Origin of the sequence: Streptomyces sp. NBC_01017 (assembly GCF_045162795.1) — a bacterium.
Lineage (GTDB): Bacteria > Actinomycetota > Actinomycetes > Streptomycetales > Streptomycetaceae > Streptomyces > Streptomyces machairae.
On sequence record NZ_CP108683.1, the window covers coordinates 3917338 to 3934553 of the forward strand.

The following is a 17216-nucleotide window of genomic DNA, read 5'->3' on the forward strand; positions in this document are numbered from 1 at the left end:
CGCGGACGCGAGCCCCGTACGACGGAGTGTGGCCCGCTTACGCCTGTGCTTACGCCAGCCCGAGCCGCTCGGCCGCCGTCGCCGCGTCGACCGGGACGGTGACGGGCTGCGGGGCGCCGGCGACGGCCCAGTCGGGGTCCTTGAGGCCGTTGCCGGTGACGGTGCAGACGATGCGCTGGCCCGGGTCGACCTTGCCCTGCTCGGCGGCCTTCAGCAGACCGGCGACGGACGCGGCGGACGCGGGCTCGACGAAGACGCCCTCCTGCGCGGCCAACAGCCGGTAGGCGCGCAGGATTTCACGGTCCGTCACCTCGTCGATGAACCCGCCGGACTCGTCCCGCGCGGCGAGCGCGTACTGCCAGGACGCCGGGTTGCCGATGCGGATCGCGGTGGCGATGGTGGACGGGTCCTTGACGATCTCGCCGCGCACGATGGGCGCGGAGCCGGAGGCCTGGAAACCCCACATGCGCGGGGTCCGCTTCGAGACACCGTCGGCGGCGTACTCCTTGTACCCCTTCCAGTACGCGGTGATGTTGCCCGCGTTGCCCACCGGCAGGACGTGGATGTCGGGGGCGTCGCCCAGCATGTCCACGATCTCGAAGGCGGCCGTCTTCTGCCCCTCGATACGCACCGGGTTGACCGAATTGACCAGCGCCACGGGGTAGTTGTCGCTCAGGGCTCGGGCGAGCGCGAGGCAGTCGTCGAAGTTGCCGTCCACCTGGAGGATCTTCGCGCCGTGCACGAGGGCCTGGCCCATCTTGCCGAGCGCGATCTTGCCCTGCGGGACGAGGACGGCCGAAACCATGCCCGCGCGGACGGCGTAGGCCGCGGCGGAGGCGGAGGTGTTGCCGGTGGAGGCGCAGATGACGGCCTTCGCGCCCTCCTCCTTGGCCCGCGTGATGGCCATGGTCATGCCGCGGTCCTTGAAGGACCCGGTCGGGTTCGCACCCTCCACCTTGAGGTGGACCTCGCAGCCCGTGCGCTCGGAGAGCACCTGCGCGGGCACGAGGGGCGTGCCGCCCTCGCGGAGCGTCACGACCGGCGTGGTGTCGGAGACGGGCAGCCGGTCCCGGTACTCCTCGATGATTCCGCGCCACTGGTGGGTCATTGCTGGTTACTCTCCTTCAACCCGCATGATGCTGGCGACACCCCGCACGGTGTCGAGCTTGCGCAACGCCTCGACGGTCCCGACGAGGGCCGCGTCGGACGCACGGTGGGTGACGACGACGAGGGAGGCCTCGCCGTCCTTGCCCTGCTGGCGAACCGTATCGATCGAGACACCGTGCTCTGCGAACACGGTCGCCACCTGGGCGAGAACACCCGGTTTGTCCGCCACGTCGAGGCTGATGTGGTAGCGGGTGACAACCTCACCCATCCCCGACACGGGCAGGGCGGCATACGCCGACTCGCCGGGCCCCGTTGCCCCGCTGAGCCGGTTGCGGCAGACGGCGACGAGGTCGCCGAGCACGGCCGAGGCGGTCGGGGAACCACCCGCGCCGGGGCCGTAGAACATGAGCTGACCGGAGGCGTCGGACTCGACGAACACGGCGTTGTACGCGCCGCGCACGGAGGCCAGCGGGTGGCTCAGCGGGATCATCGCGGGGTGCACGCGCGCGGTGACGGACGCGCCGTCCCCGGCCCGCTCGCAGATGGCGAGCAGCTTGATGGTGCAGCCCATCTCCCTGGCGGAGGCGAAGTCGGCCGCGGTCACCTCGGTCATGCCCTCGCGGTAGACGTCGTCGAGGCGCACGCGCGTGTGGAAGGCGATTCCGGCGAGGATGGCGGCCTTGGCGGCGGCGTCGAACCCTTCGACGTCGGCGGTGGGGTCGGCCTCCGCGTAGCCCAGGGCGGTGGCCTCGTCGAGGGCCTCCTGATACCCGGCGCCGGTCGAGTCCATCTTGTCGAGGATGAAGTTGGTGGTGCCGTTGACGATGCCGAGCACCCGGTTGACCTTGTCACCGGCGAGGGACTCGCGCAGCGGCCGGATCAGCGGGATGGCGCCGGCGACGGCGGCCTCGTAGTAGAGGTCCCTGCCGTTGGCTTCCGCGGCCGCGTGGAGGGCGGCCCCGTCCTGGGCGAGCAGCGCCTTGTTGGCGGAGACGACGGACGCGCCGTGCTCGAAGGCGGTCGTGATGAGGGTGCGGGCGGGCTCGATGCCGCCGATGACCTCGACCACGACGTCGATGTCGCCGCGTTTGACGAGGGCGGTGGCGTCGGTGGTGATGAGCGCGGGGTCGATGCCCTCACGCACCTTGGAGGGCCGCCGTACGGCCACGCCCGCGAGCTCCACGGGGGCCCCGATCCGGGCGGCGAGGTCGTCGGCGTGCGTCGTCATGATGCGCGCCACCTCTGAGCCGACCACTCCACAGCCCAGCAGCGCCACCTTCAGCGGACGCGTACGCATCATCCGACCTCGTTTCCTCTTACCGTCTACGGTTGCACCAGTCTCACTCACCGGACGGGACTTTCTGCCCCTCGTCCGGATCGTGAGACATCTATTTCATTTCTACGGGGGTGGAAGACAGGAGATCTTCCACCCCGCGTTCTGGGCCGGTCTTCCGGCGTTCCGCTGTTCCGGTCTTCCGGCTCAGCCGACGTCGAGCCGGAGGAGGTCCTCCTCCGTCTCCCGGCGGACGATCACCCGGGACTCGCCGTCGTGCACGGCGACGACGGGCGGCCGGAGGACATGGTTGTAGTTGCTGGCCATGGACCGGCAGTACGCACCCGTCGCCGGTACGGCGATGAGGTCACCCGGCGCCAGGTCGGCCGGCAGGAACGCGTCCTTGACCACGATGTCCCCGCTCTCGCAGTGCTTGCCGACGACACGGGCGAGCATCGGCTCGGCGTCGCTCGTCCGGGACACGAGGGCGACGCTGTACTCGGCGTCGTACAGAGCCGTACGGATGTTGTCCGACATGCCGCCGTCGACGGAGACGTACGTCCGCAGCCCGTCGAGCGGCTTGATGGTGCCGACCTCGTAGAGCGTGAAGGCGGTCGGCCCGACGATGGCGCGCCCCGGCTCGACGGAGATGCGAGGGGTCCGCAGGCGGGCGGCCTCGCACTCACGGGTGACGATCTCGGTCAGCGCCTTGGCGATCTCGTGCGGCTCGCGGGGGTCGTCGTCACTCGTGTAGGCGATCCCGAGCCCGCCCCCGAGGTCGATCTCGGGCAGCTCGACACCGTGCTCGTCACGGATGTCCTTGAGCAGCGAGACCACCCGGTGGGCGGCGACCTCGAAGCCCGACATGTCGAAGATCTGCGACCCGATGTGCGAGTGGATCCCGATGACTTCCAGCCCCTCGAGCTGGAGCGCCCGTCGCACGGCCTCGGCGGCCTGCCCACCGGCCAGCGGAATCCCGAACTTCTGGTCCTCGTGGGCGGTGGCGATGAACTCGTGGGTGTGTGCTTCCACGCCCACGGTGATACGGATCTGGACGCGCTGCCGCTTGCCGAGCTCCTGCGCGATGTGCGCGACGCGGACGATCTCCTGGAAGGAGTCGAGGACGATACGTCCGACGCCTGCGGTGATCGCGCGGCGGATCTCCTCAGTGGACTTGTTGTTGCCGTGGAAGGCGATGCGGTCGGCGGGCATGCCGGCGGAGAGGGCGGTGGCCAGCTCGCCGCCGGAGCACACATCCAGATTGAGCCCCTCCTCGTGCAGCCACCGCACGACGGCACGGGACAGGAACGCCTTGCCGGCGTAGAAGACGTCGGCGTCGGTCCCGAAGGCGCTGCGCCAGGCGCGGGCCCGGGACCGGAAGTCGGCCTCGTCGACGAAGTAGGCCGGGGTGCCGTGCTGTTCGGCGAGGGTCTTCACGTCGATACCGCCGACGGTGACGACGCCGTCGGAGTCGCGGCCGACGGTCTGGGCCCACACCTTCGGGTCGAGGGTGTTGAGGTCGGCGGGCGGTGCGGAGTAGTGGCCCTCGGGAAAAACGTCGGCGTGGCGGGGCCCGGCGGGGTGTGCGGAACGGCTCATGACTTTCGTGGGCTCTCTCAGAGATGGTCGGGTGCGTCGATGCCGAGCAGGGACAGGCCACCGGCCAGCACCGTCCCGGCGGCTTCGGCGAGCGCGAGCCGGGCACGGTGGGTGGCCGAGGGTTTCTCCGCACCGCGGGGAAGGACGGCGGGCAGCAGGGGCAGGACGGCATCGGCGACGGTGACGAGGTGCCGGGCGAGACGGTCGGGGGCGCGGTGGGCTGCCGCCTGGGCCAGGACGCGGGGGTGATCCGCGAGCAGGGCGGCGACGTCGTGCCGTACGTCCCCGGGTTCGGCGTCGAACCCCAGGTCGGCGGCGTTACGGCTGAGGGCCCGGGTGCGGGCGTGGGCGTACCGGACGCGGAAGAGAGGGTTGCTCTCACGCTGGACGAGGTGCTCGTCGGTGATACGAGGCCGGTCGTGACCGGCGGGATGAAGCAGGGCCCAGCGGGCGGCGTCGCGGCCGAGGTGGAGGGGGTCGACGGGGGCCGGCACGGGACGCACGGCGTAATAAGGCAAGGCGGGCGAGTCCTGCATGCGGCGCCCGTGGACCCGTACGCCGAGGATGTCGACCCAGCGCGGATCGAGGGCCGCCTCGCATCCGGTGCGGACGGCGACCCCCTGCGACTGCAGGATCCGAGCGAGGGCGTCCATCACGACGACGGCCCGTACCTCGTGGGGGCAGTACAGCGGGACGAAGTCCGCGGAGGGGCCGTTGGCGTACCCGTACCGGGAGCCGCGCCGCAGGATCGCCTCGACGAGGGCGGTGGAGGCGGTGTCGCCGAGGCTGATGTTGAGGAACCCGGGCCCGGTGACGACGACATCGCTGATGCCGTCGGTGCCGAGCAGGCGTGCCTGGAGGATCTCGGCGACAGCCATCGACGGCCGCCCGGCCGGGCGCGCGAGCTGCAACGCGACGTTGGTGGCGTAGTCGCCACACCCCCCGGGTCCAGGGACGGTCACCACGACCCGCTCGGGCACGGCAACGCACAGCACCCCGTCATCGACAGCACGACGCACCGCGCGCAGCACGGTACGGGAGAGCTCGACGGGGGTCACGGGACAAGCGTATGGGAGGAGGGGGGTGGGTATGCGAACGGGTTTGGGGAGGGTCCGGGATGTGGACGGGGGTGGGGTGGGTGGGGGTGGGTGCCCGGTGGAGTGGGGGGCGGGTGCCGGGGGGGGTTACCCGCGGCGGTTCGGCTGGGGGTGCGTCTGGTTGGCCGGGGGCGGGGTGGGTGCGCCCGGGGGTGGGGTGGGTGCGCCCCGGGGCGTCCGGTCGGCCTGGGGGCGGGTCCGGTAGGGCCGGGTTGTCTGGTCGGCCGGGGTGAGTGGGGTCCGCCCCGGGGCTGCGGCTGGTCCGCCGGGGTGCCGGGGTGCCGGGGCGTTCGCCCTGTTGTGCCGGGTCGGAATGCCTGGCGGCTTCGGCTTCCGGAACGGCCGGAGTGTCGTCCGGAACGGCCGGCGGCGTCAGGCTCCGGTGCGCGCTCGAGTGTCTGTCTGCCCGGGCCATCCGGGGCCTCAGGTTCCGGTGCGCCCAGGGTGTTTGGGGTACGGGCTCGTAGCACCCGCCCGTCGGCTTCCTCTCCCGGGGCGTCAGCTTCCGAAGGGCCCGATGTGCCAATCCGGAACGCCCAGCGGCGGGTCAGCTTCCGGTGCGCCCGGCGGCCTCGCCGGCAGCCCCGAGGACGCCTCCGAACGCGGCGGTGTCGGCGCTGCTGTCCGTGCCGTCGCCGTCGCGTTCCCCGACCCCTTCCCGGGTCCGTTCTGTGCTCCTCCTCACCTCGATCAACCTGCCTACGAGGCTGACGAGTTCAGCCGGCTCAAACGGCTTGGCGAGGAAGGCGTCGACGCCGACACCGAGGCCGGTATCGACCTCGTACTGCGTACAGGCGCTGATGATGGCGAGGGGAAGGTCACGCGTACGGGGATCTGCGCGCAGCCGAGCGGCGGTCCGCAACCCGTCGAGTCGTGGCATGACGACATCCAGGGTCACCACGTCGGGCCGTACCTGATGAACGACTTCCAGACACTCGGCACCATCGGCCGCGGTCACCACCTCAAGCCCCTCCAGCTCGAGATTGACCCTGATCAGCTGCCGGATGACCTTGTTGTCGTCCACAACAAGCACCCGGCCCGACGCGCCTGGCACAACTCGAGAGTAGGTCCGGACCGGCCACCGCGTCCGGGTTTTCCCCACTTCCACCCCCTGCGAGTGAGCCATCCCAGGTCACACCCGGTGCCACGACCCCGAAACCCGTTCATGAACACCCCACCGAAGCTGGTAGGGTTCTACCCGTCGCCGCCAAGCAAGGCGCCTGACACGCCCCCGTAGCTCAGGGGATAGAGCAACGGCCTCCGGAGCCGTGTGCGCAGGTTCGAATCCTGCCGGGGGCACTCGTCGAAGGTCAGTGGAGATCAGTCGCTGATCGGGGCGGATGCCGATACGAGAGAGCGGGACCCAGTGTTGATGGGTTCCGCTCTTCGTCATTTTGCTGGCCCCGGCAGGAAGGTCCGGTGGCCCGGTGGCGCCGGCGAATGGCTCGCCGGCGGCTCCGGCGCTGAGCGGGCTCGGGGCATGCTGCTCAGCCGAAGTGCGGCTGCTGGTGATGCCCCGTCGGCTGGCCCCCGTGGCCGGCCTCCCCCGTGGTCAGCAGTTCCGCTGCCTGGTGCTGGGTGTGTGCGGCTGCTATTTGCGCTTCCGTCACGGCGTCTCCGCGTTCGCGCACCAGGTCTTCATAGATCGGCAGGTGATCGCTTCCGGTGGGAGTGCGGGGAGTGGGTGCCATAAAGCTGGTCCTTCGCTGGGTAATGCCGTCAGGCCCTGTTGAGTCGGGCGGCAATTCCGTGCCCGAGGAGCAGATAGAGGACGGCCGGGAGGCCGTAATTGAGGAGGACTCGGAGTCCCTCTGTGTCCATCGTGAAAATGTCCTGTGCCCATCCGGACAGCCAGTCCGCTGATCCGTGCACGAATTCCACGAACGCGTTCCCTTGGTTCGCGTCGAGCAGGTACAGCACGATCCACAGGCCGAGGAGACCTGCCGCGATGTCGGCGATCGTGCAGATGGTCAGGGCCGCTCTACGTGCGGTGTCCGGGTTGCGCTGGGAGCGCTCGGGGGGTGGCGGCTGGTCGTAGGGCTGGTAGCCGGGGATCGGGTCGGTGTTCACGGGAAATCCGTTCTGACGAGTTGCCGGGCGGAGGGAGTAGGACACCCCCGCGGAGCCGAAATCAGAAATCGGACGTCGAGGATGACCTGCTTCTGCCTGGTTCTGCGTCGTGCGAACGCGACCGTGTTACACCAACGCCCGTGTCGCCCCCAAAACTGAGCCAATCGACCGCCCGCATTGTGCCGATGCGGCGGCAGCACAGCAATACGGCGGCACCATGGCGGCACCATGGCAGCAATTATCGCCGTCTATTCGGGCACTTGCCTCAATAGGCGCCTGCAACCATATATTTGCGGATGCACCGCAGTGGGAGCCCGGGGAGGGTCAGGCCTGCCTTGCCGTCGGCAGCATCGCCCAGACCGTCTTGCCCGTCGGCTGGCGTCTCGTCCAGCCCCAGTGTTCGGAGAGGGCGTCGATGATGCGCAGTCCCCGGCCGTGCTCGTCGAAGGGGTCGCTGGTGTGCGGGTAGACAGGCGGGTTGTCGCTCGGGTCGATGACGGCGCAGACGAGGTGGGCCGGGCGCCGGAGGCTGAGCCTCAGCCAGATCTCGGCTTCGGGGCGCGAGGGGGTCGCGTCGGCCGACGAGGGCGATACGGCGTGCAGTACGGCGTTGGCCAGCAGTTCGGTGACCACCGTGAGGGCGTCGGCGCTGCAGTGGTCCAGTGCCCAGTCGTCGAGCGTGCGACGGACGAAGTCGCGGGCTCGGCCGCAGCTCTGTTCGGCACCGACCAGGCGCAGGGCGGCGGAACGGGGCGAGGTGCGCGGGGCTTCGGGACCGGCGAGCCGACGGGGGCCCGAGGTGCCGCGGGGTGCTTCCGGCGTCACCGTCAGCCCCGCATGGGGCGCAGCGTTGCCGCGCAGTTGGAGCCCTTCGTACGCAGGTAAGGACACGACGTCTCCCTGATACACGGTCAGGACAGGGCGTCGGCACTGCCGTTGACGCCGCGGACTATTATCCACGCCGACGGCGTCTCCGTGCAATTTCACGGGAAATTGCGGGAAGGTGTCTGCGCAGAGCACGTGGTGCGGTCCGGGCCCGGCGGGGCGCCGGGGCGTGCGCGTGGCCGAACGTGAGCAAGGAGAGTGCAGTGCCAACAGCACAGAACGGCGTACGGGCCAGCTCGTTGGGCGTCCGCTGGATCAAGAGCCGGCACAGCAATGCCGAGGGCAACTGCGTCGAGGTGGCCGGCCTGGGCGACGGCAGCATCGCCATGCGCAACTCCCGCGACCCCGACGGACCTGCCCTGGTGTACACGCCGGCCGAGATCACCGCGTTTCTGGCTGGCGCCAAGGAGGGAGAGTTCGACCACCTCGTATGACCTGGACGGAGGACCGGGCGAGAGGCGGAACACCGCTGGGAAGCGGAAGTTGAGCCTTCTAATTGCTGCGGATCCGGCGGCACGAGGCGGCGGGATGCGATAATGCGGTCTGTCGTATGCCGGTCTACGGGGAGTCAGGATGTCCGCCGAGTCACCTCGCATCTCCCGCCTCGAGCCCTACCTGAGCCGGACCGAACCCGCGCCGACCCTGCTGAAAATGCTGGTCGGCGTCCAGCTGGCGGGTATCCGCGAGGACGCGGGCCTGTCCCAGGACCAGGCGGCGCGTGCCGTGGGTTTCAGTCCGGCGAAGTTGTCGCGCATCGAGGCGGGCAAGGGGCGTCGGCCACCCACGGAGGCCGATGTCCGTCTCCTGCTGAAGGAGTACCGGTCCGAGGACTACGAGGCCTCGGTGCTGCTGCAGTTGCTGAAGCGTGCCGGTGAGCCGGGGTGGTGGCAGCGCTATGACAAGCGGCTGATGCCCGAGTGGTTCGACCGGCTGGTGGGGCTGCAGGAGGCCGCGACGGCCATCCGTACCTTCGAGATCCAGTACGTGCCCGGCCTGTTGCAGACCGAGGCATACGCGCGTGCCGTGGTGGAGCGCGGGCTGCCGTCGGCGCCCGGCCGTGAGGTGCAGCGGCGCGTGGAGCTGCGGATGCGCCGGCGGGAGCTGGTGCGCCGCGCGGACCCGCCTCAGCTGTGGGCGATCGTCGACGAGTCGGTGCTGCTGCGGATGCTGGGCAGCCGCGAGGTAATGCGCGAGCAGCTCGAGTACCTGGAGGAGATGGCGCTGCTCCCCCATGTGACCCTGCAGATCGTGCCCCTGGACGTGACCAACGCGTCGGCGCCGGCCATTCCCGTCACCTATCTGCGCTTCGGCGGTGTCGATCTGGCCGACATCGTCTATCTGGAGCACATCAAGAGCGCCGCCTTCCTGGAGGACCAGGACGAGACGGAGGAGTACCGGATCGCCCTGGACCGCCTGGGCGACGAGGCTCTGAACCCGCGCGAGTCACTGGAGCGGCTGCGCGAGACGAAGGCCCGGTACTCCCCTGCCCCGTGAGGCACTGCACCCGAAAGGGCGCTGCGCCCGGTAAGGCGCTGCGCTCCTTGGGGCGTGGCTTCGTTTACGGCAGTCGGGCCACGCCGCCGAACTCGATCCACTCCTGGGTGAGTTGGCGCGGCGCCACCTCGGTGTCGGGGCGCCAGGTGGAGACCTCGACCAGGCCGGGTTCGAGGATCTCCAGACCCTCGAAATACGCCGCGACGTCCTTCTCCTCGCGCACCCGGCCCCAGTGCCCCTGGGTCGCCTGGTCCATGAAGTCGGTGACGAACTCGCGGACCTTGGGGTCCTCGCTGACCAGCTGGCACATCAGCATGAAGCTGCCGGGCGCGAGGTGCTCGCGCACCCGGCGTGCCACGGCGAGGGGGCCGTCGGTGTCGCTGTCGGGGATGCAGTGGAAGACCGAGTTGAACAGCACCGCCACCGGCTGCGAGAAGTCGATCAGGCGCTCGGTGTCGGGGTGGGAGAAGATCGCGCCGGTCTCGCGCATGTCGGCGTGAATGACGGCCGTGTTGTCGTTCTGGTCCAGCAGGGCGCGGCCGTGGACCAGGACCATCGGGTCGTTGTCGACATAGACCACGCGCGAGGACGGGTCGATGGACTGCGCGACCTGGTGGACGTTGTTCTGGGTGGGCAGGCCTGAGCCGTGGTCGAGGAACTGCCGGATGCCGTAGTCCTCGGCCAGTGTCCTGACCGCGCGCTGCAGGAAGCGGCGGTTGTTCAGGGCGAGGGCGCGGGTGCTGGGGACGACCTTGTCCAGCTCCTCGCAGGCGGCTCGGTCGGAGGCGTAGTTGTCCTTGCCGCCGAGGTAGTAGTCGTACATGCGCGCGGCTGTCGGGATCGCGGCATCGATCGACGTGGACAGCTGCTTTCCAGGCTCCATCGTTTCCCCCAGTCACAGGGCCGGCCGAGGAGATCACCTCGCCGACAACACATCCTAGGGAGGGGGCAGTTGGTCGGGCCAGTCCATCGGTCAACCGCTGGGGAAAAGACCCCCGCGGCGAGCGGCCGCCCACGGTGAACCGCGGCCGGAAGGGCGACGCAACCCGGGCAACCCCACCTGGAGACAACGGAATTGTCCGGAGAGTGCGTCTCTGGTCCCGGATGTCGTTGTGTCGTCAAAGATTCGTAGATGCATACGAGGAGCACCAGTTCTAGCCAGTCGGAGCGCACTCTCACAGTCATCGAGGCGCATCCGTGAGGGCTTCTCGGACGCGTTTCATGATCGGGGATGTGCCGCGCTCCACTTCGAACTAGGGTTCTTGGTCGGAAGCCACATTCGACGGGGGTACTCACGTGGCCGATTCGGCGCGCTCGCTCGACGACACCGCGCAGGACGGGGGAAGGCCGGGCCGGTTCGCCGGCATGGGCCCCTTCATGCTCGTCTGGAGCGGGCAGGCGATATCCCTGGTCGGTAACTCGGTCCTGCGTTTCGCCTTCGTCTTCGAGACCTGGTCGGCCACCGGCCGGGCGACGGCCCTGACCACGCTGTCGCTGTGTGCCCTCCTCCCCCAGGTGCTGCTGAGCCCGCTCGCCGGAGCCTTCGTCGACCGGGTCAAGCGACGCACGGCGCTGCAAGTCGCCGACGGCGGCGGGCTGTTGATCGTGGCGCTGCTCGGCGTGCTGCACTTCACCGGCGGGCTGCACACCTGGGAGGTCTACGCCGCCGTCATGCTGCTCGGCTCGGCCGCCGCCTTCCAGTTCCCGGCGCTGGGCGCCTCGGTGCCGCTGCTCGTGGACAAGGCCCAGCTGCAACGGGCCAACAGTCTGCTGGCCAGCGCCAAGAGCACGGCGGACGTCGGCGGTCCCGCTCTCGGCGGGCTCCTGGTGGCGTTCTCCGGGCTCGGTTTCATCCTCGTCGCCGACCTGGTGAGCTTCGCTCTCGCGCTGGTCGCCATCCGGGTGGTACGGATGCGGGGGGACACCGGTCCCGCGAGCAAGCCGGCGGGCGGGCCGCGCAAGAAGCTCACCGCCGAGGCCATGGAGGGGATGCGGTTCCTCTTCCGGTATCCGAGCCTGCGCGATCTGATGCTGGCCTTCTGCGTGGTCAACCTGGTCATGGTCTTCGGCTTCGCCGCCGTACAGCCCATGGTTCTGGCGCGGTCCGGCGGTGAGACCGCGGCGCTGGCGAGCGTCAACACCGCGATCGGTGTCGGCGGGGTCGCGGGCGGGCTGCTGATGGCGGCGTGGAGCGGGCCGAGGAACCGGGCCCGGGGCATGCTGCTCGGGATCATCGGCATGTGCCTGTCCGCCCAGGTGGCGATGGCGCTCGTCGGGGGCGTGGTCGGCTGGTGCGCGGCCATTCTCGTGGGCGCGGCGCTGATGCCGATGATCAACGGCGTGATGCAGGCGATCGTGCAGACCAAGGTGCCTCAGGAGTGGCACGGCCGGGTCTTCGGCGCCGTGATGTTCCTGTCGCAGCTCTCCGTCCCGCTGGCGACCGCCGTCTCCGGACCGCTCGCCGACGAGGTCTTCGAACCGCAGGCCGCGGCCGGTACCGGGATCTTCGTGGTGCTGGGGCCGCTCGTGGGCGACGGGCCGGGCAGCGGTATGGCCGCGATGCTGCTCATCGCCGGCCTGTGCGGCATCGCCGTCGGGGTGCTGAGCATGACGCGGCGCACGGTGCGGGAGATCGACACGCTGCTGCCCGATGTCAGCGACGACTCCCCCGAAGCCACCGACATCGATGCCACCGGCATCGTTGCCACCGACAGCTCCGGGCGCCCCGGCGACCCCGACGGCCCGGAGAACCCCGACCACCCCGAGAACCCGGGGCGCAAAGAATTCGTGGAGGGCTGACCATGACCACCAATCCGTTCGAGGACGAGAACGGCACCTACCTCGTACTCACCAACGCCGAGGGCCAGTTCTCGCTCTGGCCCGACGGGATCACCGTGCCGGACGGGTGGGACGTGGCTCTGACCGCGAGCAGCCGCGCGGACTGCCTCGCCTACGTCGAAGACCGCTGGACGGACATATGTCCCGCTCGCACGGCCTCCGATGCCTGAGACGGAAGCAACGGGGGCGTTGCACGGCGTGCATGAACTCTTCGAGGAACGGGCCCGGCGGACCCCGGCGGCGACCGCGCTGGTGTCCGGCGACGAGCGGCTGAGCTACGGCGAACTCGACGCGCGGGCCGACCGGTTGGCCGGGCTGCTGCGGCGGCACGGCGTACGGCCAGGGGCCCTGGTGGGCGTATACCTGGAGCGGTCCGCCGAGATGGTGGTGGCACTGCTCGGCACGCTCAAGGCCGGTGCCGGCTACGCGATGCTCGACCCGGACTTTCCGGCGGAACGGCTGGGCGGGATGGCGGCAGACGCGGGCGTCGCGGTGGTCGTATCCCGGCGCGGTTCCCCACAGCCTTTACCCGCAGTCGAGTCGGTGACCGTGGAGGACGCGGAACAGGCCGAGCCACTGCGGCGCGGCACCGTGGAGGTACAGCCGCAGGACCCGGCCTGCGTAATGTTCACCTCCGGCTCCACCGGCCGCCCGAAGGGCATCGTCGCCTCGCATGCCGCGATCACCGGGACGCTGACCGGGCAGGACTTCGCGTCGTTCGGGCCCGGCGCGGTATGGCTGCAGTGCTCCCCGGTGTCCTGGGACGCGTTCGCGATGGAGCTGTGGGGTCCGCTGCTGAACGGCGGACTGTGCGTACTGCACCCCGGACAGCGCCCCGACCCGGTGGTGACGGCCGGCCTGGTCGAGCGGCACGCCGTCACCTCCCTGTATCTCTCCGCCTCCCTCTTCCACGTGATCGTCGACGAGTACCCGCGGGCGCTCGCCGGCCTACGCGAACTGATCGTCGGGGGCGAGCCGTTGTCGCCCGCCCACGCGGCCCGCGCCCTGGAGCGCTACCCCGCGCTGCGGCTGAGCAACGGCTACGGCCCGGTCGAGGGCATGGTCTTCCTGACCGTTCATCCGGTCACCGCCGAGGAGGTGAGGGACGGCAGCCCGGTGCCGATCGGGCGTCCGCTGGCCGGGAAACGGCTCCGGGTGCTCGACGAGCGGCTGCGGCCCGTCGCGGACGGTGAGACGGGTGAGCTGTACGCCGCCGGGGCGGGCGTCGCCCTCGGCTACTGCGGCCGTCCCGAGCTGACCGCCGAGCGGTTCGTGGCCGACCCGTACGGGCCCGCCGGCGGCCGGATGTACCGCACCGGTGACCTGGTGCGGCGCCGGGCGGACGGGGTGCTGGAGTATCTGGGGCGTGCCGACGCGCAGGTGAAGATCCGCGGGTTCCGGGTGGAGCCCGGCGAGGTGGAGACGGTGCTGGCCCGCCATCCGGGTGTCGTCCGGGCCGCCGTGCTCGCCCGTCCCGACGCCACCGGAGACAAGCGGCTGATCGCGTACGTCGTCCCGCGTGAGGGACATCAACACCGGCTGCTGGAAGAGGAACTGCGGGACCACGCGGCCCGCGTACTGGCCGACTACCTCGTCCCGGCCGCCTTCGTGCTCCTCGACGCCCTGCCCCTCACTCCCAACGGCAAGCTGGACCGCGCCGCTCTGCCGGAGCCCGGCCCGGTCACCGGCTCCCTCGCGTCGGCGTCGGCACGGCAGCCGTCCGGCCCCGTCGAGGAGGCGCTCTGCGCGCTGTTCTCCGAGGTGCTGGGGGTGGCGTCGGTCGGTCCGGAGGACGACTTCTTCGCGCTCGGCGGCACCTCGCTGACGGTGACGCGGCTGCTGGGGCGGATCCATCGGACGCTGGGCGCCCAGGTCGGCCTACGGACCCTGTTCGAGTGCCGGACGCCGGCGGCGCTGGTGCCGTATGTGGAGAAGGCCGACAAGGAGGAGGCAGGGCGGGCGGCGGAAGCAGGGCGGGACGAGGACGCCGTAGTTGCCCCGGAGGGGCATGCGCTGCGCCTGTCGTACGCCCAGCGCCGCCTGTGGTTCCTCGACCAGGTCGACGCGGGTAACGCCTACACGCTTCCGGTGCTGGTGCGGCTGCGCGGCGAGGTCGACCCGGAGGCTCTTCGGGCCGCCCTCGGGGACGTGGCCGCCCGGCAGGCGGCGCTGCGTACGGTCTTCGAGGAGCGCGACGGTGAGCCGCGCCAGCGGATACGGGTCGGCGCCGAGGCCCTTCCCCGCCTTCGGCAGGCCGCGGTGACATCAGGCGAGTTGGACAAGGCCGTCGCCGAAGCCGCCCGGCACCGGTTCGACCTCGCCGCCGAACTTCCCCTGCACGCCGTGCTGTTCGGCATCCAGGACCGGCCGGGAGAGCACGCGCTGCTGCTCGTGCTGCACCACGTCGCGGGCGACGGCTGGTCCCTGCCCCCGCTCTTCCGGGACCTGTCGCGCGCCTACGCCGCCCGGGTCTCGGGCTCCGCGCCGGAGCTCGCGCCGCTGCCGGTGCCGTACGCCGACTTCGCCCGCCGGCAGCAGGAGCGGCTGGGCGCGGAGGATGATCCGGGATCGCTCGCCGCGGCCCAGCTCGGCTTCTGGCGCAAGGCCTTGGCCGGCCTCCCGACCGGTGGCCCCCTGCTCCCGCGGCGCTCCGGAAGGCCCGCCGTGCCGGGTCGGGACGCCGCCACGGTCGTACGGCGGCTGGACGCCCGGGCGCACGCGCTGATCGTCGACGGGGCCCGGGCGGAGGGTGCCACGCTCTTCATGGCGTTGCACGCCGCCCTCGCGGCCGTGCTGGTGCGTGCGGGGGCCGGCGAGGATCTGGCGGTCGGCTCGCCCATCGCCGGGCGGGGGCTCGACGGCACGGTCGACGACGTCGTCGGGTTCTTCGTCAACATGCTGGTGCTGCGCAACGACGCGTCCGGCGACCCCACGGCCCGGCAGCTGCTCGCACGTACCCGGGAGACGGCGCTGGACGCCTTCGCCCATCAGGACGTGCCGTTCGAGGAGGTCGTGGGAGCGCTCAACCCCGTACGGCCCCCGGGGCGGCAGCCGTTCACCGAGGTCGTGCTGGCGTTGCAGAACAACGCCCGGGCCGAGGTGGACCTGCCCGGCGCCGAGTCCGGCGTGGAGCCGCTGCGCACCGGCACGGCACGGTTCGAGCTGCTGGTCGACGTCACCGACGACCACGGTCCGTCGGGCGCGCCGGACGGTATGACGCTGGTCTTCGAGTACCGGACCTCGTGTCTGGAAGCGGAGTTCGTCGAATGGCTGGCGGACGCGGTCGTCGAGGCGCTGCGCGCGACGGCCGCCGAGCCGGACGTACCGCTGTCCCGGCTGCCGCTGCCGGAGCCGCCCCGGCGGGCGGACGCAGCGCGGGACGCGGTCCTCGCCCCCACACCGACGGCCGGCAATCCGGCGGACTCCGTCCTGCACCGGGAGATCACGGCCGTCTGGTCCGACGTCCTCGGGGTGGAGCACATCGGTCCGCATGACGACTTCTTCCGGCTCGGCGGCAACTCCCTGCGTGCGGTACGGGTCGCGGCCCGCCTCACGGGCGCCGGACGCACGGTGACGGCGGCCCAGCTGTTCACCTCGCCCACGGTCGCCGCCCTCGCCGCCGAGCTGGAGCGGGCACCGGCCGAGGCGCCCGCCGCCCCGGCGCCCATCCCGCGCCGACCGCGCATTCCCCGGCAGCCGGGCCGCGGCAGCCGTACCGACGTCCCCGGTACAGGCCGTACCGACGACCCGAGTCAGAAGGAGGTGCCATGGACCTGAGCGTGATGTTCTTCGGCGCCGACACACCCGCCGACCACCTCGCGGCCGGCGGTGCGCCGCGGCACAGCGAGGCCTACGACGACATCCTCACCGTGGCCCGCACCGCGGACCGGCTCGGCTTCCACGCGATCTGGACGCCCGAGCGGCACTTCCAGCAGGTGGGCCAGGTGTTCCCGAGCCCGCCGGTGCTCAGCGCGGCGCTCGCGGTGGCCACCGAGCGGATCAACATCCGCGCGGGCAGCGTGATCCTGCCGCTGCACCATCCGCTGCGGATCGCGGAGGACTGGGCGGTCGTCGACAACCTCTCGCACGGCCGGATCGGGCTGTCCGCGGCCACGGGCTGGCACTCGACCGACTTCGTGCTGGCCCCGGACCACTACGAGGGCCGGCGCGAGCAGACCCTCCGGGACATACCGCTGCTGCGGCGGCTGTGGGCGGGCGAGGCGGCCGAGTTCACCGACGGCACCGGCACCTCGGTGGCCGTCCTGCCGCAGCCCCGGCCCGTGCAGGACACCCTGCCCCTGTGGCTGACCAGCTCCGGCAACCCGGTGACCTGGGAGGCCGCCGGAAGCCTGCGCACCGGGGTGCTCGGGGCGACCGTCGGGCAGAGCCGGGACGAACTGGCCGAGAAGATCGCCCGCTATCGCGCCGCCTGCGCAGCCGCCCCCGACCAGGGCGGCACCGACGCGCACGGCCGGGTGACGCTGATGGCGCACACGTTCGTCGGCGCGGACGACGAGGAGGCGCGGCGGCTGGCCGCCGTACCGCTGAAGCGGTATCTGCAGTCGTACGTCCGGCAGACGACCGCCAACCGGACGGCCGACAAGTCGACGGCGGAGCTCACCGAGGAACAGACCGCGCTGCTGGCCGAGTTCGCCTTCCACCGCTATCTGACCTGGGGCAGCCTGCTCGGCTCCGCCGCGACCTGCCGGAAGATGCTCGCCGATCTGCGCGAGCTGGGCTGCGACGAGGTCGCCTGCTTCGTGGACTTCGGCCTCGGCCGCGACGAGGTGCTGGCCGGGCTGCACCGGCTGGCCGAACTGCGGGAGGACGTGGCGTGACAGGGGATTTCGCAA

At 71.1% G+C, this 17216-nt stretch carries 15 protein-coding genes and 1 tRNA gene; 7 read left to right on the forward strand and 9 right to left on the reverse strand.

Going from position 1 to position 17216, the window contains the following annotated elements; all coding sequences use genetic code 11:
- Nucleotides 1-49: 49 nt before the first annotated feature.
- The 5 genes from thrC to OG331_RS17700 form a co-directional block, all read right to left on the reverse strand.
- Nucleotides 50-1108 carry a threonine synthase gene (gene thrC / locus OG331_RS17680; RefSeq protein WP_328879309.1) on the reverse strand — a complete coding sequence of 353 codons (1059 nt, stop codon included), beginning with the start codon at nt 1106-1108 and terminating at the stop codon, nt 50-52.
- A gap of 6 nt (nt 1109-1114) precedes the next feature.
- Nucleotides 1115-2404 carry a homoserine dehydrogenase gene (locus OG331_RS17685; protein WP_406210086.1) on the reverse strand — a complete coding sequence of 430 codons (1290 nt, stop codon included), beginning with the start codon at nt 2402-2404 and terminating at the stop codon, nt 1115-1117.
- A 183-nt stretch (nt 2405-2587) separates the two neighbouring features.
- Entirely contained in the window at nt 2588-3979 is a 1392-nt protein-coding gene (lysA, locus tag OG331_RS17690; protein ID WP_406197232.1) for a diaminopimelate decarboxylase, read from the reverse strand.
- Nucleotides 3980-3996: 17 nt separating this feature from the next.
- Complete coding sequence (gene nrtL, locus OG331_RS17695) at nt 3997-5037, reverse strand: ArgS-related anticodon-binding protein NrtL (protein WP_406197234.1); 1041 nt, start codon at nt 5035-5037, stop codon at nt 3997-3999.
- 586 nt (nt 5038-5623) lie between these two features.
- Nucleotides 5624-6202: a response regulator gene (locus tag OG331_RS17700; RefSeq protein WP_406197236.1), complete on the reverse strand. Its 579-nt coding sequence runs from the start codon at nt 6200-6202 to the stop codon at nt 5624-5626.
- 101 nt (nt 6203-6303) lie between these two features.
- On the opposite strand from OG331_RS17700, the gene OG331_RS17705 reads away from it, so the two are divergent.
- Nucleotides 6304-6375 (forward strand) — tRNA-Arg (locus OG331_RS17705).
- A 188-nt stretch (nt 6376-6563) separates the two neighbouring features.
- Here the strand turns inward: OG331_RS17705 and OG331_RS17710 are convergent.
- The 3 genes from OG331_RS17710 to OG331_RS17720 form a co-directional block, all read right to left on the reverse strand.
- A complete protein-coding gene (locus OG331_RS17710) occupies nt 6564-6767 on the reverse strand; it encodes a hypothetical protein (protein WP_406197238.1) in 204 nt (67 codons plus the stop codon).
- Nucleotides 6768-6795: 28 nt separating this feature from the next.
- Nucleotides 6796-7146 (reverse strand): hypothetical protein, encoded by a 351-nt coding sequence (locus tag OG331_RS17715; protein ID WP_406197241.1) that lies wholly within the window; start codon nt 7144-7146, stop codon nt 6796-6798.
- A gap of 324 nt (nt 7147-7470) precedes the next feature.
- Nucleotides 7471-8037 carry an ATP-binding protein gene (locus tag OG331_RS17720; RefSeq protein ID WP_406197243.1) on the reverse strand — a complete coding sequence of 189 codons (567 nt, stop codon included), beginning with the start codon at nt 8035-8037 and terminating at the stop codon, nt 7471-7473.
- 197 nt (nt 8038-8234) lie between these two features.
- Between OG331_RS17720 and OG331_RS17725 the strand changes: the two genes are divergently transcribed.
- Together OG331_RS17725 and OG331_RS17730 are read left to right on the forward strand one after the other, a co-directional pair.
- Nucleotides 8235-8465, forward strand: coding sequence for a DUF397 domain-containing protein (locus OG331_RS17725; protein WP_328879317.1), 231 nt, complete (start codon nt 8235-8237; stop codon nt 8463-8465).
- Between the two features lie 139 nt (nt 8466-8604).
- A complete protein-coding gene (locus OG331_RS17730) occupies nt 8605-9525 on the forward strand; it encodes a helix-turn-helix domain-containing protein (protein ID WP_406197245.1) in 921 nt (306 codons plus the stop codon).
- Nucleotides 9526-9589: 64 nt separating this feature from the next.
- On the opposite strand, the gene OG331_RS17735 is transcribed toward OG331_RS17730, so the two are convergent.
- Nucleotides 9590-10408, reverse strand: a complete 819-nt coding sequence (locus OG331_RS17735; RefSeq protein ID WP_406197247.1) for an SAM-dependent methyltransferase — start codon at nt 10406-10408, stop codon at nt 9590-9592.
- 413 nt (nt 10409-10821) lie between these two features.
- Between OG331_RS17735 and OG331_RS17740 the strand changes: the two genes are divergently transcribed.
- Genes OG331_RS17740 through OG331_RS17755 form a run of 4 tightly spaced genes read left to right on the forward strand, consistent with a single transcriptional unit; the run spans nt 10822 to nt 17201 of the window.
- Complete coding sequence (locus tag OG331_RS17740) at nt 10822-12324, forward strand: MFS transporter (protein WP_406197249.1); 1503 nt, start codon at nt 10822-10824, stop codon at nt 12322-12324.
- 2 nt (nt 12325-12326) lie between these two features.
- The gene (locus OG331_RS17745) at nt 12327-12533 is read left to right on the forward strand and encodes an MbtH family protein (protein WP_406197251.1); all 207 of its coding nucleotides are present in this window, start codon (nt 12327-12329) and stop codon (nt 12531-12533) included.
- Complete coding sequence (locus OG331_RS17750; RefSeq protein ID WP_406197254.1) at nt 12526-16140, forward strand: amino acid adenylation domain-containing protein; 3615 nt, start codon at nt 12526-12528, stop codon at nt 16138-16140. Before OG331_RS17745 ends, OG331_RS17750 begins: the two co-directional genes overlap by 8 nt.
- Complete coding sequence (locus tag OG331_RS17755; protein ID WP_406197257.1) at nt 16131-17201, forward strand: MupA/Atu3671 family FMN-dependent luciferase-like monooxygenase; 1071 nt, start codon at nt 16131-16133, stop codon at nt 17199-17201. The genes OG331_RS17750 and OG331_RS17755 overlap by 10 nt, the downstream gene beginning before the upstream one ends.
- The last annotated feature ends 15 nt before the right edge of the window (nt 17202-17216 follow it).